Source organism: Pseudoalteromonas luteoviolacea NCIMB 1942, assembly GCF_001625595.1.
GTDB classification, from domain to species: domain Bacteria; phylum Pseudomonadota; class Gammaproteobacteria; order Enterobacterales; family Alteromonadaceae; genus Pseudoalteromonas; species Pseudoalteromonas luteoviolacea_A.
Window position 1 is genome coordinate 39896 of record NZ_AUXT01000145.1, and the last position, 25800, is coordinate 65695.

The window sequence follows — 25800 nt, forward strand, 5'->3', positions numbered from 1 at the left end:
CTTAGATTTGTTTTTCCATTTCCTGTGCGCGAGCGATACAAGCGTCCATCGCTTCGGCAACTGTTTGTGGCAAATGACTGTCTTTCATAAACTCGATAGCAGCATGTGTGGTACCACCTTTTGAAGTGACGTTAGCACGTAACTGTTCAAGGCTAATTTGCTCTTGAGATATAGCCATCTGTGCCGCACCCAGCGCGGTTTGCTGAACTAACAGTCTTGCTGTTTTCTCGTCAAACCCAAGCTGCTTAGCTTTCTCTTCGATAGATTGCATGAAAAGAAAGAAGTAGGCAGGGGAGGAACCTGTTACTGCAATAATATCATTTATCTGTTCTTCTTTACTCAACCAGGTCGTAATACCCGTTGCGCTAAATATTTTGTCAATGAACGCTTGCTCGCCCGAATCGATATCTTGGCTATATAGACCTGAGACGCCTAACCCGACCAGTGAAGGTGTGTTAGGCATACATCTCACTACTTTAGTATCGCTGTTTAGCATTTCCTTTAGGCGGTCTATGGTGATACCTGCCGCCACAGATACAATTACTTTGTCTTTGAGGTCTAGGTTGTGCTGCTCAAAAGTAGCACATAGCTCGGCCATCATTTGTGGTTTGACAGATAATACAACGACATCAGCGGCATTAATCGCACTGATATTATCGCTGGTGGTGTTTACCCCGTAGTCAGCACTTACTTTCGCCAGTTTATCTGGGTTGCGGTTAGTTGCGATGATGTCTTGTGCCGCAAATCCGCTTTTTAACATGCCACCGATAATGGCATAGCTCATATTACCGGTACCGATAAATGCAATTGTTTTTTTAGACATGTGTTATGTGCACCCTTTATTGTCTTTTACCAAAAATATCCGTGCCAATGCGAACCATCGTGGCTCCTGCGGCAACTGCCGGCTCTAGATCACTACTCATTCCCATGGAAAGTGTATCTATTTGGGGATATTGGGCCTTTAGTTTATCAAAGCAATCTTTCATTTGCTGAAAATATTGCTGTTGTAACTCAGAATCGTCAGTTTTTGCGGTGATGGTCATTAGTCCGCGCAAAGTAAGCTGCTTTGACTCGCTAATAAACTGTGCAAGCGATTCAAGTTCTGAAGGCACACAGCCAGATTTATTCACATCTTCGCTGATATTGACTTGGATTAAAATATTAAGAGGCTTTAAGTTTGTTGGCCTTTGTTCATTGAGCCGTCTAGCGATTTTTAAACGATCGACACTTTGTACCCAGCTAAAATGCTCTGCAATGTGACGTGATTTGTTCGACTGAATCGGGCCAATAAAGTGCCATTCGATATCTCGAAGTGGTTTAAAATGTGAGACTTTATCAACAGCTTCTTGAACATAAGATTCACCAAATAAGCGCTGCCCAGCATCATAAGCTTGTTGGATTAACTCTATCGGTTTGGTTTTTGATACGGCAAGAAGTTGAACGGGATCAGAAATTTGACCATTTTGTTCAGCTTTTGCGATGCGATCGTAGGCGTTATTTAGCCGTTCTGCTATTGTAACCATATTATTATTTGCTCGTTGTGGAGTCATAGATGGATATTACTGAATTATTAGCCTTTAGTGTGCAACATAAAGCGTCGGATCTACACCTGTCTTCGGAGGTTTCACCGATGATCCGAGTAGACGGGGACGTTCGTCGCATAAACATTCCTGCTTTAGAAGCAAAGGATGTCAATAGCTTAATATACGATATTATGAATGATAACCAGCGTAAGGACTATGAGCAAAATCTTGAGGTGGATTTTTCGTTCGAAGTGCCAAATTTGGCAAGATTTCGTGTCAATGCTTTTAATTCAAGCAGGGGACCCGCTGCGGTTTTTCGTACTATCCCAAACCAAGTGCTGACATTAGAAGAGCTCGGTGCACCAGATATTTTTAAACAAATTGCCGAAAACCCTCGTGGTTTAGTATTAGTTACAGGCCCTACTGGTTCTGGTAAGTCAACGACGTTGGCTGCAATGGTTGATTACATTAATAGCAATAAACATCACCATATTCTCACCATTGAAGATCCAATTGAATTTGTGCATCAGAACCAACTCAGTTTAGTAAACCAACGTGAAGTCCATCGGGACACGCATAGCTTTAATGCGGCGCTGCGTAGCGCGTTGCGTGAAGACCCTGATGTCATCTTAGTCGGTGAGTTGCGTGATTTAGAAACCATTCGACTTGCAATGACTGCCGCTGAAACAGGTCACTTAGTATTTGGGACTTTGCATACCACTTCGGCCCCTAAAACGATAGACCGTATCATTGACGTATTTCCTGGAGAGGAAAAAGATATGGTGCGCTCTATGCTCTCAGAGTCTCTTCAGGCTGTTATTTCTCAGACCTTGGTGAAGAAAGTAGGCGGCGGACGGGTTGCAGCCCATGAAATTATGCTTGGTGTCCCTGCAATTCGAAACTTAATTCGTGAAGACAAGATTGCACAAATGTACTCCGCGATTCAAACTGGGGCATTGCATGGCATGCAAACCATGGATCAGTGCTTAATGAACTTGGTCAACCACGGGCTTATTACAACACAAGATGCATACACTAAAGCGCACGATAAGAACCAGTTTGGTAGTGGGTATTAATAATGGCATTGAAAGACTATTTACAACTGATGGTAGACAAAGAAGCTTCTGACTTGTTTGTTTCGTCAGGGCTTGCCGTAAGTGCCAAAATTGACGGGGAACTTCGCGCGCTTGACGATGAAGTTCTGGACAATCAAGGTTCTCTTGCGATGGTTGAATCGGCGATGACAGAGGTGCAAAAGCAGCAGTTTCATCAGGAGAAAGAATGCAACTTTGCCGTTGCTAATGACGTAGGGCGTTTCCGTGTGTCTGCATTTTGGCAACGTGATTGTGCTGGCATGGTTATCAGGCGCATTGTGACCGAGATCCCCGATGTGACGCAATTGGGACTCCCTTCCGTGTTGACTGATGTAATTATGTCAAAGCGTGGTCTGGTATTGTTTGTTGGTGGCACAGGTACTGGTAAATCAACATCGCTTGCAGCATTGCTTGGTTACCGTAATCGCAATCAGCGTGGCCATATTTTAACGATTGAAGATCCGATTGAATTTGTTCACGAGCATCGCAAAAGTATCATCACTCAAAGAGAAGTTGGGCTAGATACAGAAAACTTCGAGGCCGCGTTGAAAAGCTCATTGAGGCAAGCGCCAGACGTTATTTTAATTGGCGAAATACGATCACAAGAAACCATGGAGTATGCTTTAAGTTTCGCTGAAACGGGACATCTTTGTGTGGCGACGTTGCATGCTAATAATGCTAACCAAGCGATTGATCGTATTATGCACTTAGTTCCAAAAGAAAAGCATGACAAGCTTAAGTATGATTTGGCACTCAACTTGCGCGCGATTGTTGCTCAGCAACTAGTCCCGAATTCGAAAGGGGAGGGTCGAGTCGCTGCGATAGAGGTGCTACTAAACTCACCGATGGTAGCCGAATTGATTAAAAAAGGTGACATTGGTTCTATTAAAGAAACAATGTCTAAATCTAAAGAGATGGGCATGCAGACATTTGATCAAGCGCTATTTGAGTTATATAAAAATCAGCGAATTAATTACGCCGATGCGCTTCATCATGCTGACTCGCCTAATGATCTGCGTTTGATGATCAAACTGCAAAATAATGAGCAAAAAGGAGCTGGCTTTTTACAAGGGGTCACCATTGATGGGTTGGAAGGCAAGAAAAACTAAGTTTTTTAACATTATTGCTTTCTCTTTTCTGGGCCTAGCAGATTTTAGCTGGGCTAAAAATGAGTATGTTGACATTTATATTCGTGATGATGTGTATGTTAACTACACAACCCTTATTGCAGAGAGTTCTCCATTGGCTGTGGATGATTTTCGCTCTCAGTTTATACGCCGTGATGTGATAGACATGGTGTTACTACACAAAGCGCTATTGCTCGGTGGCTTTGATAAGCCTTTTAAGTACCATCCAGGAAACATTAACTTCAGAGATACCAATTTATTAGAACAAGGGAAACAGTTATTGAGCTTTGATACTTATTGGTACGAAGAAGCACTCGATAAAAAAGATAAACTATTTATCAGTGATCCGGTTGTTAGGAAAGGTGAGTTTTATGCGGGTCTTTATTATGCAAAAACAAACACTAGGATGGAAAAGCTCTCATCAATTAATGATCTACAGGAATTAACCGCAGTATCTTCAAACCGCTGGGTGGTAGATTGGCAAACGCTGAGCAACATGCCGTTGAAAAGGTTACTAAACGAAACAGCATGGGCAGCTCAAGCGCAGATGGTAAATAAACAATGGGTTGATTTTATGTTGATCCCTTTGATGCCGCATACGGGGAATGATTTTGAACTAGCGGGGATAAGCCTCGTGTCACATCCACACTGGGTTGTCTTGTTAGATAGCAGTCGCCATTTTGTGGTGTCTAAGCTACACCCGGATGGCGAACGAGCATTTTTGGCAATACAAAGAGGTCTGAAAACGCTCAGGTTGCAGGGAAAAATCGTTGATGCTTATCGGCAAGCTGGATTAATCCCTGATTTAAATCAGTATAGGCAATTAAATGTAAAGCCTCGTTAGATGAAAAACCCTTTACTCATCCCAAAGCTGTTCAAAAAAACTCTCTAAAATAATCACCGCAGACATTGCGTCTACATTGTCTTTGGCTAGGGAGCGATAACCCCCTTGATCGAATAGCCTAGCTTTAGCATCAGTTGTGGTTAACCTTTCATCCTGAGTCTCAACAGGAAGACGATAGTTGTTGTGCAAACGATTGGCAAATTTTTTTGCTGCAAACGTCACCTGTTGATTGGTACCGTCCATATTAAGTGGCAGACCAACAACAAGGAGGTCAGGTTGCCATTCTTTCACGTGTGCTTCGATATCTGACCAATTTGGAATACCGTCGCGAGCTTTTACGGCGCCTAAACTCGTTGCGGTACCAGTCACTTCTTGTCCAACCGCTATACCAATACTTTTAGTACCAAAATCGAACCCCATTACAGTTCGCTGACCTACGGGGGTCTTTTCTTTTTTACTACTCATTCTATCTATGCATGTCCTGCTTGGTTACTGAGCTGTGCAATATCAATACCGAGCATACTGACTGCTTTTTCCCAGCGTTTTTCTGGTGGTGTATTAAAAATGACTTCTGGGTCAGCTTGAATGATTAACCAAGAGTTTTCGAGGATTTCTTTCTCTAGCTGGCCTTTTTCCCACCCTGAATAGCCCAGCGTGATAATAAACGCTTCAGGGCTATCATGGTAGGTGAGGGATGCGAGCACATCTTTAGAGGTAGTGATCATAATGTCAGAGCTAAGTTCTTTGCTCGATGCATACCCTATCTTAGGCGTATGCAATACAAAACCTCGATCAGTATGTACAGGACCACCTGCAAATACCGTCTGCTCTGCGGCGTTGCTTGATTTGTCGTTATCTATTTCGATTTGATCAAGCAATTCGCCAACGGTGACGTCAATAGGGTGATTGACTATTAATCCCATCGCCCCTTCGTCGTTGTGTTCGCAGATGTATGTGACCGAACGTTTAAATAGCGGGTCTTGCAAATTTGGCATAGCGATAAGAAAGTGATTTGCTAATGATTGCATGCGTGACGCCTTCTATGATTTAACTTTCAGTATGGTTGAGTTTTGTTTCAATCGCATCAAAAAACTTGCCCATAATAGATATATCGTATACAGCTTCAATTTCCTTAACACATGTTGGCGCTGTGACGTTAATTTCTGTCAACTTATCTCCGATTATGTCTAAGCCTACAAAGATTAGACCCTTCTCTTTTAGAGTTGGTGCTACGGCCTCTGCGATTTTTCTGTCGCTGTCACTAATAGGTCTAGCTTCGCCACGACCGCCAGCAGCTAGGTTACCCCGAGTTTCGCCGTCCTGAGGGATACGAGCCAGGCAGTAAGGGATCACCTCACCATCTACTACTAATACGCGTTTATCACCGTCTTTGATCTCCGGAATGTAGTTTTGCGCCATGGCAAAACGTTGTCCGTGCTCTGTCAAAGTTTCACAAATAACGCCAATATTAGGGTCGTTTTTTTGTACTCTGAAAATCGATGCGCCGCCCATACCGTCGAGTGGCTTCAGAATAATATCTTGGTGCTTTGCTAAGAATTCTCTAATTTGCTGCACATTACGTGTTACTAATGTATCCGGTGTATGTTCGCTAAACCAAGCTGTAAATAACTTTTCATTGGCGTCACGTAGGCTTTGAGGTTTATTGACTACCAGTGTCCCAGCAAGTTCAGCGCGCTCAAGGATATAAGTTGCGTAGATGTACTCAGTGTCAAAAGGTGGATCTTTACGCATTAAAATGACGTCTAAATCACTTAGAGCAATGTCTTCTTTATCAGCCAACTCATACCAGTGTTGTTCATCATTAAACACCTTGGCTTTTGCAGCGGTGGCTCTACCTGCACCTTGATACAGATACAAGTCATTCATTTCCATGTAATACAGCTCATAACCTCTTTGTTGTGCTGCCATCATCATGGCAAAACCAGTATCTTTTTTGATGTTAAAACCACTGATTGGATCTGAAATTATCCCGAGTTTGACTGCCATTGCATTTACCTTATGAGTTACTTTTAGAGTAGCGTTTGGTACGGCAAGTGTTCTGCCGCCGTGTAACGTTTATATGTGGTCGTATTTGGTAATTTAAAGAGCCAAATCGCCAAACTGCAGTTGAAGAGCGCTTAAAACTGTTAGCGCTGCGGTCTCTGTGCGTAGTACGCGAGGGCCGATTTTGATATCAACAAAGCCGTGCTCACTGGTACTGTGCATTTCTTCATCGGTAAATCCGCCTTCAGGGCCTACTAAAAATCTAACCCCATGGTTTGGCTCTGGTAAGGTCTTGATTGAATGCGTTGCACGCGGATGTAATGTCAGTTTTAATTCTTCACTTTGTTGGACTAGCCACTGCTCAAGTGTCATAGGTGTATGGATTTTCGTAATGTAATTACGGCCGGATTGCTCTGCTGCTGATATTGCAATTTTTTGCCATTGCTGGTGTTTTTTAGCTAACCTATCACCACTTAGTTTGACGCCACAACGTGTTGTGAATAGCGGCGTAATTTCGCTCACTCCAAGCTCCACCGACTTTTGAATGGTAAAATCCATTTTTTCGCCTCGTGAGATCCCCTGACCTAAATGAACCTTTAATGGAGACTCTGTACACTTGTCGATGAAGTCGGTGGGTACAACCGTTACTGACTTTTTTGATACGGATTCAATGGTTGCCAAGTACTCGCCACCTTGGCCATTAAAAAGGCTCACCTGATCGCCTTCTCCCATACGTAGTACGCGAGCAATATGGCCTACTGCGTCTTCACTTAATTCGGTAGGTTGATTGATTATTAAATCAGATGGTTGGTAAATGTGTGGAATTCGCATCGTGTACACGTTCTAGATTTTCAATGCGTCCATGGTAAGGCTTTCATGGCAGTGAGTCTAGATCTGGGTTCCCTATCACACTGTATAAAAAACAGTACAATGCCGGTGAAAGCGTATTAATCAGTGGTATCTGTTTTCAGCACTATGAACTCACTAAATGTGTCTTCTTTAGTTGCGGCAAGGCTCGAATTACAAGTTAGGTGATTATTATTAAACGGGTCTGAAATTCGATGATAGTCGTAACCATTTGGCAATTGTTCAATGGTGTATCGCTCTGCATGTAAGGAGTTAAAAATAAATCTTTGCTTCTCATCTGCTAGGTGATAATCCAAAGAGTTTATAAGGACCCCTTTTATTTGGTGATGTTCGTGAAGGTAGGTAGCAAGCTCAGAGACGCTGATTTCGTTGTCGAAATCACAGTAGCTATAGTCTTTGATTTGGTCCTTAAACATCATTTTAAGCATCTGCTTTGTATTATCGCCAGCAATAATAATCTTACTGGGGGTTTCAGGCGCCAGTGTCTTCACAAATTCAACAAACTCTTGGCTAAACTCCCAGTTGCTATCAACGAGTAAGAAGTTATCTAAGTTCAATGACATAACTCTCCAGAAGCAAGTTCTCCAATATCTATTTACGCAGCTAAATTGAAAACATGTTTATAAGTAAATAGCCCATGGTACAAAAAACAGCAAATTCTAAGCAGGCAATCCCGATATTATCTTGATGGTCAACTTCTAGTCCAATGTTCACTTTTGGTAACACTATCTGTATAAGTAACCTGCTAAATAGGTATAGAAGTATCCACATAAATATGGAGTGAATAAGTACAGTCAGTAAACTATCTACGATTTTTCCTTCATAGTTAGGCGCACTGTGCAAGCCTGCATAAATCGCCAAAGCTAAGCCAATGGTTTTACCCGCATAACGAATTCCAATGGAAGTATTAGCTAGGTTGAAGTTATCTTGTAAAGAGGCTCCTTGATTGGATTTTGCAAAACGAGATTCTCTAAACTTACTGTCTAATGCAAACAGCAGTTGCAAAACTACGAAGCAGATACTGGCGATAAATAAGGATTTGAAGTCAGTTGGGGCAAACCATTGATACAGCCCAAAGACGAGGATGCAATTACCTATCAACATGCCCGAGTCCACCAAAGCCGCACAAACATTTTGGTTTAAGATAGCTTGTGCTTCGTTGAACCTATATAGGATCCATTTTCGATGTATATACTGTCCTAGATAAATATAGGACCAAATTAACCCCATAGGCAGCAATACCTGAGTGTGTATGACAGAGATATCAAACGCAGTAAGATTACCAAAAAAATAACTGATACTGCCGCACAAAACGGCTACTTTGGCAGCATAGTTGATCCCAAGTGCAAAGTTGTCACGTTGTGCTAGTTCTTTTTGCAGTAGCTTTTTAGCATGCATTTGCACAATTAAACGCAGACTGGTAAGTGCTATGCAGATGAGCACCAGACTGCTTCCAATGATGAAAAAATTGCTGTTTTCTAAAGACAAGTAACTCATGCTCAGTGTAAGGTTTGTGTTATTTAGCGTTACTATAACACTGCCCAACAAATGAGCCACAGGGCACTGGAGATTTTTGTATGGAACAAAACCACAAGACATGTGAATTAACCCATTTAGGACAGCAGCGGTTTCGTGAGTTATTTCCTGAACGTGACGTACACGAGCAGGTCGTTCAACTATTAGCCCTCAGTGACTTTGCGTATCGCATATTGGCTCAGCATCCCCAATGGGTAGACTGGTTATTAGATGAGGAGGCTATGCAAAGTCGCAGCTGCGAAGCAATCTTTACTTCTGTGGTGGCTGATCTCAACGAGCAAGATGCTTTTAGGCTATTACGTGTATACCGTAAACGCTATTGGTTGAAATTAATGTGGCTCGATTTTGTACTTGGCAACGACATTGCGAAAAGCATTTTATATCAATCACAATTAAGTGAGCACCTTATTGCGAGCGCTAACGAGTGGGCGTTCTTACAAGTCGCCGCGAGCAACGGGATGCCTCTAGACGAGAGGGGGCAGCCTATTCCAATGCAGGTACTTGGCATGGGTAAATTAGGAGGGCAAGAACTCAACTTTTCTTCCGATATCGACCTTATTTTTACTTACCCCAAGTCTGTTAACACTCAAGGGGGGCGGCGCAGTGTTGAGGCACAAGTCTTTTATACCAAAGTCGCGCAAAAACTGATCGCGGCTTTGGATCAACGTACCATGGATGGTCAGGTTTTTCGTGTTGATATGCGGTTGAGGCCTTTTGGTGACAGCGGCCCCTTAGTAATGAGCTTTTCCGCAATGGAGGACTATTATCAAGATCAAGGGCGTGAGTGGGAACGTTACGCCATGCTCAAAGCACGCTTATTAGGGGAAAGAAATGTCTATTGGGATGAATTTAAAGTGTTAATTCGACCATTTGTATTTCGTCGTTATATCGACTTTTCAGTGATTGAATCGCTGAGAAAAATGAAATATATGATTGCTCAAGAAGTTCGGCGCAAAGGGCTCAAAAACAACATTAAATTAGGCGCTGGTGGTATTCGCGAAGTAGAATTCATAGTACAAGCCTTGCAGATGATCAGAGGTGGCCGAGAACCCGAATTACAAGTCCCCTCGTTGCTAAATGCTTTAAATACACTGGCAAAACTAGGTATTATCCCGAAAAAAGTTGCCACAGAGCTTCAAGCGCAATACTTGTTTTTACGTCGTGCTGAGCAGTATTTACAAGCATTCAATGATGAGCAAACACAATCGCTGCCCGACGACGATTTAAACCAGCTAAGATTGTGTCGGCTACTTGGTGTCAGTGACATGCATGCGCTATTTGCTTTGTTTGACACGGTACAATCAGGTATTCGACATGAATTCGCTCAGGTCATTGGGGAAGAGCCCCAAGATTGTGAAGAACTAGACCCGAGCTATACCTCAGCATGGGAGCAACTAGATATTAGCTATCTAGAGATTGGATTGTCGGCGTCAGAGTGTACTCAGTGGCAGGGTGTTTTGGATACGTTTTATACGGGTATCAATAAAAAACAAATAGGGGTGCGTGGTCGGGATGTCCTAGACCGATTAATGCCTTTAGTTTTACGAGAAATGAGCGCCCTCAAGTCAGCAGAAACATTGCAAAGTGTGCTTGATATCATTGCCAAAGTTGCATCAAGAACAGCCTATTTAGAGCTCCTGTACGAAAACATTGGTGCTTTACAACAGTTAATTAAGCTGTGCGCACACAGTTCATGGATAGCTCTGCAAATAGCACGCTATCCAATCTTGTTGGACGAACTCATAGATCCTGCTGTGTTATACCGTCCTCTGCCTGTGAACGCCTATTACAGCGAAATCCAGCAGTATTTTTTACGAATAGATGAAGACGATCTAGAGCTGCAAATGGAGGCCTTGAGGCAATTTAAACAAACTCAACAACTGCGGATCGCCGCCGCTGATGCAACGGGCGTATTGGATATTATGAAGGTCAGTGATCACCTAACGGCGCTTGCCGAATCAATCGTTGCCAAAGCAGTTGATATTGCATGGGCACAAATGGTGGGTCGCTATGGGTATCCAGAAGGGACCTCTGCAAGTGCTAAAGGGTTTGCAGTGATAGCCTATGGCAAAGGAGGCGGCTTTGAGCTGGGGTATGACTCAGATCTAGATTTAGTGTTTGTGCACAATTGTGACGGTAGCAGTAAGACCATGGGGGATAAGACTATTTCTTCAAGGCAATTTTATTTGAAACTCGCACAGCGGTTAATGCATCTGTTCAATACTAGGACCTCATCGGGGATATTGTATGAATTAGATACACGATTACGACCAGAAGGAAACTCAGGCCTATTGGCGATTAATATCGAAAGTTACTATCAATATCAACGGGAGCAAGCTTGGACTTGGGAGCACCAAGCTTTGGTGAGGGCGAGGATGATTGTTGGCGAACCGGAACTGGTAGAAAGGTTTCACGTTATACGCCATGATATTTTGTGCCAGCAACGTGATAATGAAGAACTTCAAGAAGATATCGTAAAAATGCGTGCGAAAATGCGCGCCCACTTGTCTAAAGACAGCGAACAAGAATTTGATCTCAAGCAGGGCGGTGGTGGTATGACAGATATTGAGTTTTTAACCCAATATTTAGTACTTGCCTTTTCCCATGATTACCCGGCTCTAACGCGTTATTCGGATAATATTCGAATTTTAGAGCAAGCCAGTGCTGAGTCGGTCATTAGTGAGCACGAGCAATCAACTTTGACGCAAGCATATTGTCAAGTAAGAGAGTGCTATCACTTGAACAGCTTAAATGGTAAGGGAAAAACTATCGATGCTCAAAAGTTGGTAGAACAAAGTTCGATGGTGAAATGTATTTGGCAGGCCTACCTTGTGTAGGCCCAAGAATTAATTTGTGAGTCGTCGGCAATTTTCTCTCACAAACATAGATGGGTTTTCTGTGATTACAGCCGCCCTTTGGCGATGACAAAAGAAGGTGTAAACCTCATACTCAAAATCGTCGTTGATGGCTCTACCTACCTGATATAAGGCACTGACAAAATCAGAATCAACTCGAAAGTTTTGTTTCACGACGTAGTCTTTACTGAGGTACCAAAAAAGCTCAATGTCTTCTTTTTTTGCGTAGTTAGTTAATACGCTTTTAAGGGTATTTCCCATTTCGAAACGGCGAGGCTGTGACTCCCCTGTCCATCTTTGGTTAGTTGGCTTTACGACGAGTTCCCTTTGGGCAAGCGCGTCATCAAGCGGAAAAGTTGGCTTTCCTATATCCATAACGAACTTTTCTCGCTCTGTGTCTCTTTCATTCATACGGTTGCGAAAATTTGCATAAAACTGAGATAAGCCTTGTGCGGCTGCGTTGGTTGTTTCTTTAAATTCCATTTTAGGAATATTACCATACAAGAAATAATACGCTGCCCAAACTAAGATGGCACCCAAAGAAAGGTGCTTAGTCCAAAACCACATTGCGGATAAACGTTTTTTATTTTTTTTAGCCATGTTACGCGACGCCAGTTATTCGTAGTTTAAGAGTAATACGATGGATCACTCTCATCAGGTCTAGTTTTGAACCGCCTGTGCAACCACATGTATTGTTCCGGAGCTTGCATGATTGATTGCTCCATTCTTTTATTAACGCGTGTGACATCATGATTTTCGTCTTCACTTGGAAAGTCAGCCATCGCAGGGTGTATCGTGATATGGTATTTACCGTGTTTATCACGAGTACCTGTTAAGCTTAATGTCTCACACTTTTTACTGGATGAAAATAATAAAGTACCAGTAGTTGTTGCTGCATCAGGAACGGCGAAAAAAGGGGCAAACTCACAACGTTTTCTGCCATAATCTTGGTCTGGCAAGTAGTAACAGACTTTTTTATCGTGTAGTGCCTTCAATAGCCCTTTTACATCACGCTTACCGATTAGAAACTCATTAGAGCGCAACCTACCTTTGGTCATAAAGTATTCCATTAAGGGGTTATTGTGAGGACGGTAAAAGCCAATGCCTTGCGTGTCTGTGCCTAAAATTCTGCCGAGCATTTCTAAATGTAGCATATGAGGTACTAAGAGCAGTACGCCTTTGCCATTTTCTTGTGCACTTTTAAAATGTTCTAATCCGGTGATAGAGCCAACGGCACGTTTTACTCGCCACTCAGGCCACCACCAAGCCATGCCCGTTTCAAATGTGGCAATACCTGTATTTTCCATATTTTTTAAGACCATGGCACTGCGTGTTTGTTCATCCATATCAGGAAAGCAAAGTTTTAAGTTTACTTCGGCAATTCTTCGGCGCTTTTTGACAAAACTATGGACCAATCTACCCAGCAATCTTCCGAGTGAAAACTGCACGCTTTGAGGCAGCCAAGAAAAACTATAAAGGACAATGACACCAAGCCAAGTGAGCCAAAATTTAGGTGCTAAAAACTGTAATTTAAAGGTGGGGTTGTGAACCAAGGTGGCGTTCTCGTACAAGCATAAAAGAGAGTAGTTTATCTATAACTTGCAATTTGCTCAAGCGTTGTTGAATTAGTAGTGGAAGGGTTTAGGACCAGTTTTGACTGGCCCCTTTAAATCAGAGTTAGTTGTTTGTAACTAAGCCTCTGTTGATTGCTTCTAGATCGTCACGAGTTAAGTCACCAGAAGCTTGCTTCAACTGTAGCGTCGACAAGATATATTGATAACGTAAATTCGCTAAATTTCGTTTCGCGCTATACAGGTTACGCGTGCTCACTAATACATCAACGATAGTACGAGTGCCCACTTCAAAGCCAGCTTCAGTCGCTTGTAGCGCACTTTCAGCTGATACCACGGCTTGTTCTAATGCACGATAAGTCGCCACATCAGACATTACTTGGTTGTAGGAAGTTATTACTGAACGTGTAATATTACGCATTGACGCTTCAAGGTCTTCACTTGCTGCAACATACAGTGCTCTAGCCTGATCTGTTGCTGCAACCGTTCTACCACCAGAGTATATTGGAACGTCAAGTTGTAGCCCAATTGTGGTTTCGTCGCTGCGAGGTGCAAGTTCACTGCCTGGCGTATTGGTCAATGAATCCCCGTGTGATGCTTGGAAAGACAAAGTAGGGTAATGTCCTGCTTGCGCTTGATCGATTTGATCTTGAGCAATTTCGAGAGATGATTTTGCTACCTGTAACGAAAGGTTTTTCTCTTTCGCAATATTGATGAAATCATCTGCTTTTTTGTTTGGTTTTACAGTTGAAAACTTATCTGTATTTAACTTATCAAGTTTTGCGTGGTATTTACCTGTGATAGTGCGCAGTGTTTCACGTGCCGTTTCAACTTCGTTTTGCGCAACAATCTCATTTGCAACTGATTGGTCAAATTGAGCTTGTGCTTCATGAACATCAGTAATAGCCGTTAAACCCACTTCATAACGTTGTTTGGTCTGCTCAAGTTGTCGCTCGATTGCGCGTTTCTCTGCTTGCACGAATTCTAAGCCGTCTAGTGCTCCAAGCACATTAAAATAGCCCTGTGCGATGCGTACGATTAGGTTTTGTTTCTCTTGCTCGTACTGAGTCAATGATTGCATTGCACGCTTTTCAGCAATTGACAAATCTTCCCAAATACTGAGGTCGAAAATAGTTTGGTTTAGCGTCAGTGTGCGAGAGAATGAATCTCTGTAACTGTCGTTTAATGTATACCCAGACTCATCATTTTGTGTAGGTAGCGCACCTGTAGAATCGGTATCAGAATAGCTTACTCTCAGTCCCAATGTAGGCAATAAAGCACCAAGTGCGCTGTCTTGTGCGTACTTTTGTGCATCAGCATTGGCTTTTGCACGTAACACAGTAGGATCGTTTGCTGTTGCAATGTCGTAAACTTGAAGCAAGTCTTCTGCGTATGAGTTGTTACTTGACAGCGCACAGGTCAAGCCAACCAACATAGATAAAATGGTTTTTTTCATTATTTGTGCAGTCCTTAGACAATTTTATTGTCAGCATGTTACCTTGTTTTTATGCAAATTCCCAAGTGCTATTCAGGGATAAAAACAAAACAAGTGTAACAGAATATAATACATTATCAGTTCTGGCTTTTCGGGCCAGTTGCGTTGCTTATTGCAGTATGGGGATAAAATAGCCGATATTAAACCCTACTTTATGAATCTAGGATTAAAAATGAAAGAAATTAGCCAATACAATAGCAATGATGTTGTATTGAAGCCGTCTTCGGGTGGTGTTTTGTACGATGGGTTTCTAAAAATCAAAGAATATGTCTTCGAACACGCGCTGTTTGATGGTGGCGTATCAGAGACTATCCGTAGAGAAATTATTGACCGTGGCCATGCTGTAGCAGTTTTGCCTTATGACTCTGTTAGAGATGAAGTACTATTAATTGAACAAATCCGCATTGGTGCTCTGGCAACGAAAGGCTCCCCTTGGTTATTGGAGTGTATCGCGGGAATGGCTGAAGGAAGTACCGATCTCGAGGGGGTTGCCAGGAAAGAAGCGCAAGAAGAGGCTGGGTTGAAGCTCAACAAATTGCACTATATGCGCTCGTATTTATCCAGCCCAGGTGGGTCTACAGAGCGTTTATATTTGTATTTAGCTGAAGTTGATTTAAGCAAGCATGAGGTAGGCGTTTTTGGCTTGGAAGAAGAAGGTGAAGACATAAAAACACATGTACTATCATTTGACGAAGCCATAACGAGGCTTGAAAGTGAGGAAATTGATAACGCTGCCACCGTGATTAGTCTACAATGGTTAGCGCTAAATAAATCGAAACTTGCAACAATGTTGTGAAATGGGAGTCATTTTGTCTGGTTTGATGCGTGAGTATGGGTTAAAGGGTAAGGCTTCTGAGCGAAGTTATGTGCAGTCTTTACCGCAATTTATTACTTTGTGTGAGCGCAATTATTTGCGTGCAATTAAAGTAATGCCTGAAGAACAAGTGGGCAAACAGCGTCAAATTAAAATGGGCTCTATGGATTTCTACATTGTTGTAGATGACGTTGCAAAATATACAACTGATATTTCTATTCGCCAAAAGCATGGCTTAAGCAGCCATATAGGCGAGTTTGAATTGGCTGTGAGACTTTATCATGATGCAAGCGTCGCCGAAGTTGTGCAGCACAATTATCACCAAAAAGTGAAACCATCATATCGATATCCCAACCCGAACATGCATCACAAAGATGAAAAATATCAGTTAAATGCATTTTTAGCTGATTGGCTTATAGCTTGTATTGAAAACGGTCGAGTGCCATTGAATTGGGATGTTAATAATGGGCTGGTTTAAAGAGAAGTACGAGTTCAATCAAGCGCAATTGCGCATTGCCCATATTACAGACACACACTTATTTGCCAATGACGGTGGGGAATATTTTGGCGTGAACACAGCGCAGCACTTGGGTGCCGTTTTAGACACGCTTGCACAATTGAATTTAGATGCAGTTATCTTTGGTGGCGATCTCACCCAAGATCATACTTATGGGTCATATCAGCTATTTGCAAGGCTGATAGCCGACTCTAAGTTGGAGTGCCCGCTATTTTGGTTACCAGGCAACCATGATGAAATCGACTATTTATTAAAAATCAGCCAAGGACAAATTCAGCATGCTAAACGTATCGTTTTTGAATTGGGTCAAATACTGCTTGTTAATAGTAAAGGGCCGACGCCCGCTGGCTGGGTAGAAACTTCACATTTACACGAAATAGAAAAACATTCTGAGTTGCCTAGTGTTGTTTTTTGTCATCATAACCCTTTGTCTATTGCGGGCTACCTCGATAAACATATGTTAGAAAACGGTCCTCAGTTACTTAATCGGCTAGTGGATACCGGGCAAATTCTGGGTTTATTTCATGGCCATGTACATCACGAGTACCAGTTTATGTTTCGAGGCCTGAGTCTCTATGCAACCCCTGCGACTTCAATCCAGTTCACCAAGAATACAGAGCAGTGGCAACAAGAAAATTTAGGTGCAGCTTACAGGTTGATTAGTTGGACAAAGGATGGCATACAAACAGAGGTTAAATGGCTCGAAAAATAATTTATATCCACGGCTTCAATAGTTCAGAGAAGTCATTTAAAGCAAAACAATTTGGTGAGTTTTGCCAAGCCCAATGCGAATATGTTGTACCACGTTTACACTATGATCCGCGTATTGCTATTATTCAACTTGAGCAGTTAATTGATAAAGATTGTGTACTTGTTGGCAGTTCGTTAGGAGGGTTTTACGCAACGTATTTATCTGAACGCTTTGCAATTAAAGCGGTTGTTGTAAACCCAGCAATCAGGCCGGATAAATTGTTATGGGATTACCTCGGAACTCAGTATAATCCCTATCAGGATATAGAATATGAGCTTACCAAAGAACATGTATTCGCGCTCAAGAGAATGTATGTAAAGCAATTAACTACTCCAAGCAATATTTTGCTGTTACAGCAAACTGGTGACGAGGTGTTACCCTATCAAGAGGCTGTGGAGTATTATCGTGACTGCCCATCGAAAATAGAGTTTGGTGGAGATCACAGTTTCATGAATTTTGAAAGGCACTTTAATCGCCTCGCCAATTTTCTTAAAATTAACTAAAACATAAAGAAATAACTTAGTCAGTAGCATTTATGAGTCAGCAAAATTATAACGCAGAAGCCATTGAGGTGTTAAATGGCTTAGAGCCAGTTAAACGCCGTCCGGGTATGTATACGGACACCACTCGACCAAATCACTTGGGTCAGGAAGTTATCGACAACAGTGTTGATGAAGCATTGGCAGGTCATGCGAGTAAAATCGATGTAATTTTGCATGAAGATAACTCGCTGCAAGTCATTGATGATGGCCGTGGTATGCCTGTGGATGTACACCCAGAAGAAGGGATCCCAGGTGTCGAATTAATATTAACTAAGCTTCATGCCGGTGGTAAGTTCTCAAATAAAAACTACCAATTCTCAGGTGGTTTGCACGGCGTGGGCATCTCGGTTGTAAACGCACTCTCTACGCGTGTGGAAGTAACGGTAAAACGTGATGCACAGCAGTTTGAAATAGCTTTTGAAAACGGTGACAAAGTACAGGATTTGGAGGTAACTGGCAGTGTTGGTAAGCGTAACACAGGTACTTCAGTGCAGTTTTGGCCAGATGCTAGCTATTTCGACTCTGCCAACTACTCTTTGACAAAACTAAACCATTTACTCAAAGCAAAAGCTGTTTTATGTCCCGGCTTACGTATTCGTTTTATTAATAAACAAACCAAAGAAACTCAAGAGTGGCATTATGAGTCGGGTTTGCAAGATTACTTAATCGACAGTGCTAAAGATTTAGAAGTGCTACCGAAATCTCCGTTTACAGGGAATTTCAGTGGCTCTACTGAGGGGGTTGACTGGGCACTGCATTGGCTGCCAGAAGGCGGAGAGTTTATCGCTGAAAGCTATGTAAACCTAATCCCAACAGCGCAGGGTGGTACCCATGTAAATGGCTTAAGACAAGGTCTCTTAGAGGCGATTCGGGAATTCTGTGAATTCCGCAATTTGTTGCCTAGAGGTGTCAAACTGACACCAGATGATGTTTGGGATAAGTGCAGTTATGTACTTTCGGTGAAAATGCAGGACCCACAATTTGCTGGCCAAACAAAAGAAAAACTCTCTTCTCGTTCATGTGCAACGTTTGTATCGGGTATTGTAAAAGACGCGTTTAGCCTGTGGTTGAACGAGCACACTGATACCGCTGAGTTACTGGCTGAACTTTGTATTAGCAACGCACAAAAACGACTACGAGCTGCGAAGAAAGTAGTTCGTAAAAAAGTGACCAGTGGCCCGGCATTGCCTGGTAAGTTGACTGATTGCTCAGGGAGTGAAACTGAACGTTCAGAGCTATTTTTAGTGGAAGGTGACTCGGCAGGTGGTTCAGCTAAGCAGGCTCGTGACCGAGAGTTTCAGGCCATCATGCCACTGCGTGGTAAAATTCTGAATACTTGGGAAGTCGACTCGGGTCAGATTTTGGCCTCTCAAGAAGTCCATGATATTTCTGTCGCATTAGGAATTGACCCCGATTCAACAGATTTATCTGCGTTGCGCTATGGCAAAGTGTGTATCCTTGCTGATGCAGACTCGGACGGTCTGCACATTGCAACCTTATTATGTGCGTTGTTTGTAAAGCATTTCCCAACCTTGGTTGAGGCAGGGCACGTTTACGTTGCAATGCCGCCGCTATTTAGGATAGATGTGGGCAAAGAAGTATATTACGCACTAGATGAAGATGAAAAGCGTGGGATATTAGACCGTATTGAAGCCGAGAAAAAACGCGGTAAGGTAAATGTGCAGCGATTTAAGGGCTTGGGTGAAATGAACCCAATGCAACTACGTGAGACCACGATGGACCCTAACACTCGCCGTTTAGTTCAGCTTACTTTGGATGAGCAAGAACAGACGATGGAAATGATGGATATGCTGTTGGCGAAAAAGCGCTCCGGCGATCGTAAAGCTTGGTTAGAGCAACATGGCGACAAAGCCGAGGTATAACAAGAAGTAAGGTGTGTCATGACTGATCCACAAGCCCTGTCATTGCAGGGTATAGAACAATTACCAATGGGGCGCTTTACTGAAGACGCCTACTTAAATTACTCCATGTACGTGATCATGGATAGGGCATTGCCACATATTGGTGATGGCTTAAAACCAGTTCAACGTCGTATTGTTTATGCGATGAGTGAACTGGGTTTATCTGCTGCTGCAAAGTATAAGAAGTCTGCGCGTACGGTTGGTGACGTGCTAGGTAAGTATCACCCGCACGGTGACAGTGCATGTTACGAAGCCATGGTGTTAATGGCGCAGCCGTTTTCATATCGATATCCGCTGGTGGATGGTCAAGGCAACTGGGGTGCTGCGGATGATCCTAAATCATTTGCTGCGATGCGTTATACCGAAGCTCGATTATCAAAATTTTCAGAAGTGCTGCTCAAGGAACTCGGTCAGGGCACTGTGGACTGGGCCCCCAATTTTGATGGCACGATGAAAGAGCCGCAGGTATTACCCGCACGTCTACCACATATCTTATTAAATGGCGTGACCGGTATTGCAGTTGGTATGGCTACTGACATTCCACCGCATAACGTTAATGAGCTGGCAACAGCGTGCTGTATGCTGCTGGACAAGCCGAAAACGACGTTAGAGGAATTACTGGAAGTCGTTAAAGCACCAGATTACCCCACTAAAGCTGAAATTATTACGCCAAAAGACGATATCCGTAAAATCTATACGACTGGCCGTGGGTCAATCAAGATGCGTGCTGTGTATCAAGAAGAGCAAGGCGAAATCGTTATTACGGCATTGCCGCATCAAACGTCTGGCGGAAAAATACTAGAGCAAATCGCCGCGCAAATGACAGCTAAGAAGCTACCGATGGTTGCGGACTTGCGCGATGAATCTGACCATGAGAACCCAACGCGAATTGTTGTCGTACCGCGTTCAAACCGCGTTAAAGCAGAGCCGTTAATGGCGCACTTATTCGCGACGACCGACCTTGAGAAAAACTATCGTGTAAACCTCAATATGATTGGGCTTGATGGGCGTCCACAAGTTAAAGATATACAACAAATTCTTTCTGAGTGGCTGATATTCCGCCGTGAAACTGTGCGCAGAAGACTACAGTATCGTTTAGATAAGGTAGTGGCTCGTTTGCACATCTTAGAAGGCTTGATGGTTGCTTTCTTAAACATTGATGAAGTGATTGAGATCATTCGTAATGAAGAAGATCCAAAAGCTGAGTTAATGTCTCGTTTTGGGCTGTCTGAAACACAAGCCGAAGCGATTCTTGACTTAAAACTGCGCCACCTAGCTAAGCTAGAAGAGATGAAGATCCGCGGTGAACAAGATGAGCTAAGCAAAGAGCGCGATAAGCTAGAGCTAACATTGGGTTCTGAGCGTCGTATGTCGACGTTAATGAAAAGAGAGATCCAGGAAGCGGCTGAGCTATATGGTGACGAAAGACGTTCTCCAGTTATTGAAAGACAAGAAGCTAAAGCGCTTAGCGAGAAGGATTTGATCCCATCAGAAGCGGTTACAGTGGTGCTCTCAGAAAAAGGTTGGGCACGATTTGCCAAAGGTCATGAGATTGACGCTGGGGGTTTAAACTATCGGTCTGGAGATAGCTATAAAGCCTCTGCCAAAGGTAAGAGCAATCAACCTGCGGTCTTTTTGGACAGCTCTGGTCGAGCCTTTGCAACAGATGCTCATAGCTTACCGTCAGCGAGAAGCCAAGGTGAGCCTATGACTGGCCGTTTTAACCTTGTCGCTGGGGCTAATTTTGAACACGTCATAATGGGCGAAGAGCAAGAGTTGTATTTAATGGCCACTGATGGTGGCTATGGCTTTATTACAGAATTTTCTGATCTTGTGAGCAAGAATAAAAATGGTAAAGCACTAGTAAGCATTCCAAAAGGGGCTGAGCTGATGGCGCCAATTGCTGTTAATGATGTTGCTACAGATCGCTTGATGGCAATTTCGAATGAAGGTCGTATGCTGCTGTTCCCGCTCAGAGATTTACCGAAATTGGCTAAAGGTAAAGGGAACAAGATTATCTCCATACCGACTGCCAAAGTGCAGGCAAGAGAAGAGTTTGTAAAAGTACTGGCAGTCGTCCCAGAAGGTCGAACTGTCACACTGTATGCGGGTAAACGAAAGCTCACTCTTAAGCATTCCGATCTAGAGCACTATTTCGGAGAGCGTGGCCGACGAGGCAATAAGCTGCCAAGAGGCTTACAACGTGTCGATAACTTTGAAATTGAGTTCTTAGAGACCGAAGATACCAATATCGAAGGCGATACAGAAGCTTAGCAGCTAACAGTAGAGCGGGTCGCATGACCCGCTTTTTTATGGCTGCCTCTATTATTAATGGTGAGCGAATTGTCATCATTTTCTCGCCAACCTGTCATTTTGCCGTAAAAACCCTAATGTATGACAAGCAATTTCTATCTGAGTCGGCTAGAATATGCGGTTATAAGTTATTCTTGTTCAGAGTGACACCTAACTAAGGTGACACTCGCACTGACAATACGGGGTTTTTATGTCTGAGAAGTGCTACATTACAGCGCAACAGTTACTAGAGGATTCTTTCCGTCTAGCGGCTCAAGTTTATGAAGATGGGTTCCGTCCTGATTTTATCATTGGTATTTGGCGAGGGGGCGCACCTATTGGGATCGCTGTGCAAGAGTACTACGACTACAAAGGCATCGAAACTGATCACATCGCTGTTCGTACATCTTCTTACTATGGTATCGGCCAACAGTCTAAAGAAATTAAAGTACACGGTTTACATTACATCATTGAAAATGCCAATGCAGGTGACTCGCTATTGATTGTCGATGACGTTTTTGACTCTGGCCGCAGCATTTATGCATTACGTGAAAAGCTTGAAGAATTAATGCGTTTGAATCTACCAAAAGATATTCGAGTTGCTTGCCCGTATTACAAACCGACCAACAAGAAAGTACCAATGACGCCAGACTATTATATTCACGAGTCGGATGAATGGTTGGTATTTCCACACGAGCTTTCAGGGCTCACACCTGATGAGTTGATTGCAGGTAAGTCAGATCTGGCTAATATCAAAGAACTATTCACAAAGTAATTAATAGTTCGCAAATATAGGCCGTCGAAAATTCACGTTTTCGGCGGCTTTTTTATGGCTGCGCATAAGTGCATTTGTTACACTCCAGCCATTGTGATTTATGCATATTTTGTATGACAGACTACCAATCAATTTTAGACCGTACCGTGTCGCATGTGCAGCCTTTTTTAAGGCAAGGGCAGGTCGCAGACTATATTCCTGCATTAGCCGAGCAGCCACTCGGCCAATTTGCTATCGCGGTTCAAGCCCAGTCAGGTGAAACTTATTGTGCAGGGGGTTGTGATGCCAAGTTTACGGTGCAGTCGGTGTCCAAGGTGATGACTTTGACGCTCGCTTTACAGCGCTATGGAGATGAATTGTGGCACAGAGTTGGCAAAGAGCCATCCGGGACTGCTTTTAACTCTCTTACACAGCTTGAGTTTGAAAATGGCATTCCAAGAAACCCGTTTATTAATGCAGGTGCAATTGTTACTTGTGATGCTTTGTACTCTCGTTTGAGCGCTCCTATCCACACAATGCTTGAAAGCTATCGTATGCAAACGGGTAATCCGAAGCTATCTATTAATAAGGTTGTTGCTCAGTCTGAGTATGAGCATCGATATCGCAATGCAGCAATGGCGTATTTAATGAAATCATTTGGCAACTTTAACAATGAAGTTGAAGAAGTGCTTTGGTCCTATTTTAATTTTTGTGCCATTGAGATGAATGTTGCGGAGTTGGCGAAGTGCTTTTCGTATTTGTCTAACAGCGGTGTTTGCACCCAGACAAGCCAACAAATATTGCCCGCAAAGCAAGTACAGCAATTGAACTCTCTGTTATTTACCAGCGGCCTTTATGATGCAGCCGGCGACTTTGGCTATCGTGTTGGTATGCCAGGGAAATCTGGTGTTTCTGGCGCGATAATCGCGGTTGTGCCTGGACGTTTTACTATAGCGGTGTGGTCACCGGGGCTTGATAAAGTAGGGAACTCTGTTGCAGGTATTGCGGCACTAGAATTTCTTGCTGAAGAGCTCGGCACAGCGATCTTCTAACGCCACTCAAAGCGCGATGTCTATCGCGCTTTTTAGTTTACTGATCCCAGTAAGATTGCTCTAGAGAGTCTTCTTTTTCTGGGAGGCCACGAGACAACCTCGGAGAATGCTGCACTAAAACTTCGAAACTTGCGCGATTTGCATACTTACTAATTTGTGCTAAGGAAGAGTAAGTGATTGCGGCTTGCTCATGTTTGGCGGAATTAGGCACATTTAAACGGTGGTAAACATTTGCTGATAAGTCGTGTAAAACAGCCGCTAATGCACAGTCACCCGCGCCATTGGTATTTTTAATCGTATCTGGCCCACCCATGTAAGGGGCTGTATGGCTATACACTCTGACAGGGTTGTCACAGTGAGGCTTACGCATTGCACGAGAAAATTCATAGCGGTTAAATTCAGGAATCGCACCCGGCAAAAGAGGGTACTCTGTTTCTCGCTTCATCTCGTCTTCAACATAACCAGCCATATAGAGTCCAGTTGGGCCTGCGGTACAAATAACCAAGTCTACCCAATCCAGCGCTTTGTCGGCTGCCATTAGTGGATCGTCAAATCCTGTAATTGCCTCGCCTTCTTCTTCATTCATAGCAAGAATATCGACGTGTTTTTCGACGAATTCAGCCCACCACTGGGGGTCTTGTTCGATCAAAAATTTAGTACCGAGTGTAAGTACTACAGGGACACCAGCTTGGTTAGCATATTCAACCGCTTGCAAGGTGGCTTTTGTCATCGTTTCATCCCCTTTGGTACGCATAAGATATGCGCTTATCACCAAAGCTGATGCATTTTCGATTAATGACTGGCTGATAGATTCGGGCTTTAAGTAGTTCATCAAACCTGCGCTGATAGCAAAAGTTCTTTCGCCACTGTCGTCTATCAAGGTAAAGCAGCGACCAATTGCACCTGCTACTGGTTGCAAGTGATCTAAGTCTACTCGGCTAGACGTATTACATAAAAACTTATACGCATAGCTACCTATCTCAATACTTTCACTCATAACGCCTAGCAAAACTGAGCGGTCGTCTGCTAGAACTGAGTAGTTGTGCATGGTGTTACCAATGGTGCCGCCAGCAAATTCGTAATCAATCATGTCATCACGCTTTAAACGCTCATAGAGCGCATTGGTGACATCATTGTCTATGACTTGTGACATACCGCGTTGAAGATGAAACTCATCTAAAAACGCTTGGTCGACTTTGGCCTCAATATCGACAACTATTTGATCAATGCCGCATATGTAGTTGCGTTTTAAGCGATCTTCAGCATTTAAGTGGTTGATAAGTGGGTCTTTATCTTCCACTGGAAAATAATGTTTATGCCTACGGTGTCCCGGAAATTTCATGTTTTACCCGTGTGTTATGAGCTCATTAAATAAAAAAAGCGGCGAATTATAGCCTAATTTTATATTGAGGAGCCATGGTAATTTGGTAATTTTAGCAATAATTCTGTAACCAAGCGGTTTCTCCAGTTTGAGCTGGTATACTAAAGCCCAAATTTACTTTGCAATTTTGAGTATGACTATCCAAGAGCAAGATGAGTACTGGATGCGCCAAGCGCTGAGCTATGCTGATAAAGCCGAGGCTGAGAATGAGATCCCCGTTGGAGCCGTGGTTGTACAAGATGGTGAACTAATCGCTGCGGGTTGGAATCGATCGATTGGTCACCATGACCCATCGGCGCATGCAGAGATGATGGCTATCCGTGAAGCCGGCAAAAAAATAAAAAACTATCGTCTTATTGATTGCACGTTATATGTCACTTTGGAGCCGTGCCCAATGTGTGCAGGTATGTTGGTGCATGGTCGCATACAGCGGGTGGTTTATGGTGCAAGTGATGCTAAAACTGGTGCAGCTGGTTCTGTAATGAATTTATTGCAGGAGCCGCAACTAAATCATCAGCCTGATGTCACATCAGGTGTACTTGCCGAAGAGTGTGGAAAGAAATTATCTAGCTTTTTTAAGCGCAGACGCAAAGAGCACAAAGCGGCAAAAAAAGCACGCCAAGCAGAACAAGCTAATACGGCTCAGGACTGAGCCGCTTTGGTATCTGCCGCTAATTGTTGAAGTGAATAAATACGGCGACGCAATAAGATTTTTTTGTGGATGTTTTTAAGCATGACTCGGCGGCGATTGGGATTGGTGTTGCGAGTATTGCGTTTAAATTGATGAGTTCGACGTCTTCTAAGCATCAGAACCTCCTTTGTGAGAGAGAAAAAACTTACGCGTGACAGAAATACCTGT

27 protein-coding genes are annotated in these 25800 nt (G+C 43.1%); 14 read left to right on the forward strand and 13 right to left on the reverse strand.

Translation table 11 applies throughout. The annotated features are described in order from the left end of the window. Position 1 precedes the first annotated feature (1 nt). Both proC and N482_RS07900 read right to left on the reverse strand, forming a co-directional pair. The gene (gene proC, locus N482_RS07895) at positions 2 to 823 is read right to left on the reverse strand and encodes a pyrroline-5-carboxylate reductase (RefSeq protein WP_063376519.1); all 822 of its coding nucleotides are present in this window, start codon (positions 821 to 823) and stop codon (positions 2 to 4) included. A gap of 16 nt (positions 824 to 839) precedes the next feature. Further along, positions 840 to 1550: a YggS family pyridoxal phosphate-dependent enzyme gene (locus N482_RS07900; protein ID WP_063376520.1), complete on the reverse strand. Its 711-nt coding sequence runs from the start codon at positions 1548 to 1550 to the stop codon at positions 840 to 842. A gap of 2 nt (positions 1551 to 1552) precedes the next feature. Here N482_RS07900 and N482_RS07905 point away from each other — a divergent pair, with 2 nt between their 5' ends. From N482_RS07905 to N482_RS07915, 3 genes are read left to right on the forward strand one after another with little or no spacing between them, the layout of a single operon-like run. After that, complete coding sequence (locus tag N482_RS07905) at positions 1553 to 2599, forward strand: type IV pilus twitching motility protein PilT (protein WP_063376521.1); 1047 nt, start codon at positions 1553 to 1555, stop codon at positions 2597 to 2599. A gap of 2 nt (positions 2600 to 2601) precedes the next feature. Continuing rightward, the gene (locus N482_RS07910) at positions 2602 to 3726 is read left to right on the forward strand and encodes a PilT/PilU family type 4a pilus ATPase (protein ID WP_063376522.1); all 1125 of its coding nucleotides are present in this window, start codon (positions 2602 to 2604) and stop codon (positions 3724 to 3726) included. Continuing rightward, complete coding sequence (locus N482_RS07915) at positions 3701 to 4588, forward strand: hypothetical protein (protein WP_063376523.1); 888 nt, start codon at positions 3701 to 3703, stop codon at positions 4586 to 4588. The genes N482_RS07910 and N482_RS07915 overlap by 26 nt, the downstream gene beginning before the upstream one ends. Before the next feature lie 12 nt (positions 4589 to 4600). Here N482_RS07915 and ruvX read toward each other — a convergent pair whose 3' ends face one another. The 6 genes from ruvX to N482_RS07945 form a co-directional block, all read right to left on the reverse strand. Then, positions 4601 to 5053, reverse strand: coding sequence for a Holliday junction resolvase RuvX (gene ruvX / locus N482_RS07920; protein ID WP_063376524.1), 453 nt, complete (start codon positions 5051 to 5053; stop codon positions 4601 to 4603). A gap of 5 nt (positions 5054 to 5058) precedes the next feature. Then, positions 5059 to 5616: a YqgE/AlgH family protein gene (locus N482_RS07925; RefSeq protein WP_063376525.1), complete on the reverse strand. Its 558-nt coding sequence runs from the start codon at positions 5614 to 5616 to the stop codon at positions 5059 to 5061. Between the two features lie 19 nt (positions 5617 to 5635). Beyond that, positions 5636 to 6595, reverse strand: a complete 960-nt coding sequence (gshB, locus tag N482_RS07930; RefSeq protein WP_063376526.1) for a glutathione synthase — start codon at positions 6593 to 6595, stop codon at positions 5636 to 5638. Between the two features lie 93 nt (positions 6596 to 6688). Continuing rightward, entirely contained in the window at positions 6689 to 7423 is a 735-nt protein-coding gene (rsmE, locus tag N482_RS07935) for a 16S rRNA (uracil(1498)-N(3))-methyltransferase (RefSeq protein ID WP_063376527.1), read from the reverse strand. 116 nt (positions 7424 to 7539) lie between these two features. After that, on the reverse strand, positions 7540 to 8022 hold the full coding sequence (locus tag N482_RS07940; protein ID WP_063376528.1) for a hypothetical protein: 483 nt from the start codon (positions 8020 to 8022) through the stop codon (positions 7540 to 7542). 40 nt (positions 8023 to 8062) lie between these two features. Next, positions 8063 to 8956, reverse strand: a complete 894-nt coding sequence (locus N482_RS07945) for a hypothetical protein (RefSeq protein WP_063376546.1) — start codon at positions 8954 to 8956, stop codon at positions 8063 to 8065. Between the two features lie 80 nt (positions 8957 to 9036). Between N482_RS07945 and glnE the strand changes: the two genes are divergently transcribed. Next, positions 9037 to 11832, forward strand: a complete 2796-nt coding sequence (glnE, locus tag N482_RS07950; protein WP_063376529.1) for a bifunctional [glutamate--ammonia ligase]-adenylyl-L-tyrosine phosphorylase/[glutamate--ammonia-ligase] adenylyltransferase — start codon at positions 9037 to 9039, stop codon at positions 11830 to 11832. 9 nt (positions 11833 to 11841) lie between these two features. On the opposite strand, the gene N482_RS07955 is transcribed toward glnE, so the two are convergent. The 3 genes from N482_RS07955 to tolC all read right to left on the reverse strand — a co-directional run bounded on the left by N482_RS07955 (position 11842) and on the right by tolC (position 14877). Then, entirely contained in the window at positions 11842 to 12450 is a 609-nt protein-coding gene (locus N482_RS07955; RefSeq protein ID WP_063376530.1) for a TcpQ domain-containing protein, read from the reverse strand. 26 nt (positions 12451 to 12476) lie between these two features. Further along, positions 12477 to 13403: an LpxL/LpxP family Kdo(2)-lipid IV(A) lauroyl/palmitoleoyl acyltransferase gene (gene lpxL / locus N482_RS07960; protein WP_063376531.1), complete on the reverse strand. Its 927-nt coding sequence runs from the start codon at positions 13401 to 13403 to the stop codon at positions 12477 to 12479. 124 nt (positions 13404 to 13527) lie between these two features. After that, positions 13528 to 14877, reverse strand: a complete 1350-nt coding sequence (tolC, locus tag N482_RS07965; RefSeq protein WP_063376532.1) for an outer membrane channel protein TolC — start codon at positions 14875 to 14877, stop codon at positions 13528 to 13530. A gap of 211 nt (positions 14878 to 15088) precedes the next feature. On the opposite strand from tolC, the gene N482_RS07970 reads away from it, so the two are divergent. The 9 genes from N482_RS07970 to glsB all read left to right on the forward strand — a co-directional run bounded on the left by N482_RS07970 (position 15089) and on the right by glsB (position 23560). Continuing rightward, positions 15089 to 15712 carry an NUDIX domain-containing protein gene (locus N482_RS07970; RefSeq protein ID WP_063376533.1) on the forward strand — a complete coding sequence of 208 codons (624 nt, stop codon included), beginning with the start codon at positions 15089 to 15091 and terminating at the stop codon, positions 15710 to 15712. A gap of 25 nt (positions 15713 to 15737) precedes the next feature. Beyond that, on the forward strand, positions 15738 to 16208 hold the full coding sequence (locus N482_RS07975) for a DUF1249 domain-containing protein (RefSeq protein WP_063376547.1): 471 nt from the start codon (positions 15738 to 15740) through the stop codon (positions 16206 to 16208). Further along, on the forward strand, positions 16195 to 16959 hold the full coding sequence (locus tag N482_RS07980; protein ID WP_063376534.1) for a metallophosphoesterase: 765 nt from the start codon (positions 16195 to 16197) through the stop codon (positions 16957 to 16959). The genes N482_RS07975 and N482_RS07980 overlap by 14 nt, the downstream gene beginning before the upstream one ends. Further along, positions 16944 to 17501, forward strand: a complete 558-nt coding sequence (locus N482_RS07985; RefSeq protein ID WP_063376535.1) for a YqiA/YcfP family alpha/beta fold hydrolase — start codon at positions 16944 to 16946, stop codon at positions 17499 to 17501. The genes N482_RS07980 and N482_RS07985 overlap by 16 nt, the downstream gene beginning before the upstream one ends. A 32-nt stretch (positions 17502 to 17533) precedes the next feature. Further along, on the forward strand, positions 17534 to 19423 hold the full coding sequence (gene parE, locus N482_RS07990; RefSeq protein WP_063376536.1) for a DNA topoisomerase IV subunit B: 1890 nt from the start codon (positions 17534 to 17536) through the stop codon (positions 19421 to 19423). A gap of 18 nt (positions 19424 to 19441) precedes the next feature. Then, positions 19442 to 21736, forward strand: coding sequence for a DNA topoisomerase IV subunit A (gene parC / locus N482_RS07995; RefSeq protein ID WP_063376537.1), 2295 nt, complete (start codon positions 19442 to 19444; stop codon positions 21734 to 21736). A 23-nt stretch (positions 21737 to 21759) separates the two neighbouring features. Further along, on the forward strand, positions 21760 to 21933 hold the full coding sequence (locus N482_RS24765; RefSeq protein WP_155730541.1) for a hypothetical protein: 174 nt from the start codon (positions 21760 to 21762) through the stop codon (positions 21931 to 21933). 32 nt (positions 21934 to 21965) lie between these two features. Next, positions 21966 to 22529 (forward strand): phosphoribosyltransferase, encoded by a 564-nt coding sequence (locus N482_RS08000; protein ID WP_063376538.1) that lies wholly within the window; start codon positions 21966 to 21968, stop codon positions 22527 to 22529. A 113-nt stretch (positions 22530 to 22642) separates the two neighbouring features. Further along, on the forward strand, positions 22643 to 23560 hold the full coding sequence (gene glsB / locus N482_RS08005; RefSeq protein WP_063376539.1) for a glutaminase B: 918 nt from the start codon (positions 22643 to 22645) through the stop codon (positions 23558 to 23560). Between the two features lie 37 nt (positions 23561 to 23597). On the opposite strand, the gene N482_RS08010 is transcribed toward glsB, so the two are convergent. Further along, positions 23598 to 24902: an inosine/guanosine kinase gene (locus tag N482_RS08010; protein WP_063376540.1), complete on the reverse strand. Its 1305-nt coding sequence runs from the start codon at positions 24900 to 24902 to the stop codon at positions 23598 to 23600. A gap of 172 nt (positions 24903 to 25074) precedes the next feature. On the opposite strand from N482_RS08010, the gene tadA reads away from it, so the two are divergent. After that, positions 25075 to 25593 carry a tRNA adenosine(34) deaminase TadA gene (gene tadA, locus N482_RS08015; RefSeq protein ID WP_063376548.1) on the forward strand — a complete coding sequence of 173 codons (519 nt, stop codon included), beginning with the start codon at positions 25075 to 25077 and terminating at the stop codon, positions 25591 to 25593. Here the strand turns inward: tadA and N482_RS25220 are convergent. Beyond that, positions 25584 to 25748: a hypothetical protein gene (locus tag N482_RS25220; RefSeq protein WP_196763561.1), complete on the reverse strand. Its 165-nt coding sequence runs from the start codon at positions 25746 to 25748 to the stop codon at positions 25584 to 25586. The two genes, tadA and N482_RS25220, sit on opposite strands and share 10 nt — an antisense overlap. Between the last annotated feature and the right edge of the window lie 52 nt (positions 25749 to 25800).

Bases quoted from the DNA above. Each gene is read 5' to 3' on its own strand.
- parC (WP_063376537.1), top strand. From the start codon at position 19,442: ATGACTGATCCACAAGCCCTGTCATTGCAGGGTATAGAACAATTACCA.
- N482_RS07970 (WP_063376533.1), top strand. From the start codon at position 15,089: ATGAAAGAAATTAGCCAATACAATAGCAATGATGTTGTATTGAAGCCG.
- rsmE (WP_063376527.1), bottom strand. From the start codon at position 7,423: ATGCGAATTCCACACATTTACCAACCATCTGATTTAATAATCAATCAA.
- N482_RS07940 (WP_063376528.1), bottom strand. From the start codon at position 8,022: ATGTCATTGAACTTAGATAACTTCTTACTCGTTGATAGCAACTGGGAG.
- N482_RS25220 (WP_196763561.1), bottom strand. From the start codon at position 25,748: ATGCTTAGAAGACGTCGAACTCATCAATTTAAACGCAATACTCGCAAC.
- N482_RS07910 (WP_063376522.1), top strand. From the start codon at position 2,602: ATGGCATTGAAAGACTATTTACAACTGATGGTAGACAAAGAAGCTTCT.
- N482_RS07915 (WP_063376523.1), top strand. From the start codon at position 3,701: ATGGGTTGGAAGGCAAGAAAAACTAAGTTTTTTAACATTATTGCTTTC.
- glnE (WP_063376529.1), top strand. From the start codon at position 9,037: ATGGAACAAAACCACAAGACATGTGAATTAACCCATTTAGGACAGCAG.
- N482_RS07925 (WP_063376525.1), bottom strand. From the start codon at position 5,616: ATGCAATCATTAGCAAATCACTTTCTTATCGCTATGCCAAATTTGCAA.
- tadA (WP_063376548.1), top strand. From the start codon at position 25,075: ATGACTATCCAAGAGCAAGATGAGTACTGGATGCGCCAAGCGCTGAGC.
- N482_RS24765 (WP_155730541.1), top strand. From the start codon at position 21,760: ATGACCCGCTTTTTTATGGCTGCCTCTATTATTAATGGTGAGCGAATT.
- N482_RS07985 (WP_063376535.1), top strand. From the start codon at position 16,944: ATGGCTCGAAAAATAATTTATATCCACGGCTTCAATAGTTCAGAGAAG.
- N482_RS07975 (WP_063376547.1), top strand. From the start codon at position 15,738: ATGCGTGAGTATGGGTTAAAGGGTAAGGCTTCTGAGCGAAGTTATGTG.
- tolC (WP_063376532.1), bottom strand. From the start codon at position 14,877: ATGAAAAAAACCATTTTATCTATGTTGGTTGGCTTGACCTGTGCGCTG.
- proC (WP_063376519.1), bottom strand. From the start codon at position 823: ATGTCTAAAAAAACAATTGCATTTATCGGTACCGGTAATATGAGCTAT.
- glsB (WP_063376539.1), top strand. From the start codon at position 22,643: ATGACAGACTACCAATCAATTTTAGACCGTACCGTGTCGCATGTGCAG.
- N482_RS07905 (WP_063376521.1), top strand. From the start codon at position 1,553: ATGGATATTACTGAATTATTAGCCTTTAGTGTGCAACATAAAGCGTCG.
- ruvX (WP_063376524.1), bottom strand. From the start codon at position 5,053: ATGAGTAGTAAAAAAGAAAAGACCCCCGTAGGTCAGCGAACTGTAATG.
- N482_RS08010 (WP_063376540.1), bottom strand. From the start codon at position 24,902: ATGAAATTTCCGGGACACCGTAGGCATAAACATTATTTTCCAGTGGAA.
- gshB (WP_063376526.1), bottom strand. From the start codon at position 6,595: ATGGCAGTCAAACTCGGGATAATTTCAGATCCAATCAGTGGTTTTAAC.
- N482_RS08000 (WP_063376538.1), top strand. From the start codon at position 21,966: ATGTCTGAGAAGTGCTACATTACAGCGCAACAGTTACTAGAGGATTCT.
- N482_RS07980 (WP_063376534.1), top strand. From the start codon at position 16,195: ATGGGCTGGTTTAAAGAGAAGTACGAGTTCAATCAAGCGCAATTGCGC.
- parE (WP_063376536.1), top strand. From the start codon at position 17,534: ATGAGTCAGCAAAATTATAACGCAGAAGCCATTGAGGTGTTAAATGGC.
- N482_RS07945 (WP_063376546.1), bottom strand. From the start codon at position 8,956: ATGAGTTACTTGTCTTTAGAAAACAGCAATTTTTTCATCATTGGAAGC.
- N482_RS07900 (WP_063376520.1), bottom strand. From the start codon at position 1,550: ATGACTCCACAACGAGCAAATAATAATATGGTTACAATAGCAGAACGG.
- N482_RS07955 (WP_063376530.1), bottom strand. From the start codon at position 12,450: ATGGCTAAAAAAAATAAAAAACGTTTATCCGCAATGTGGTTTTGGACT.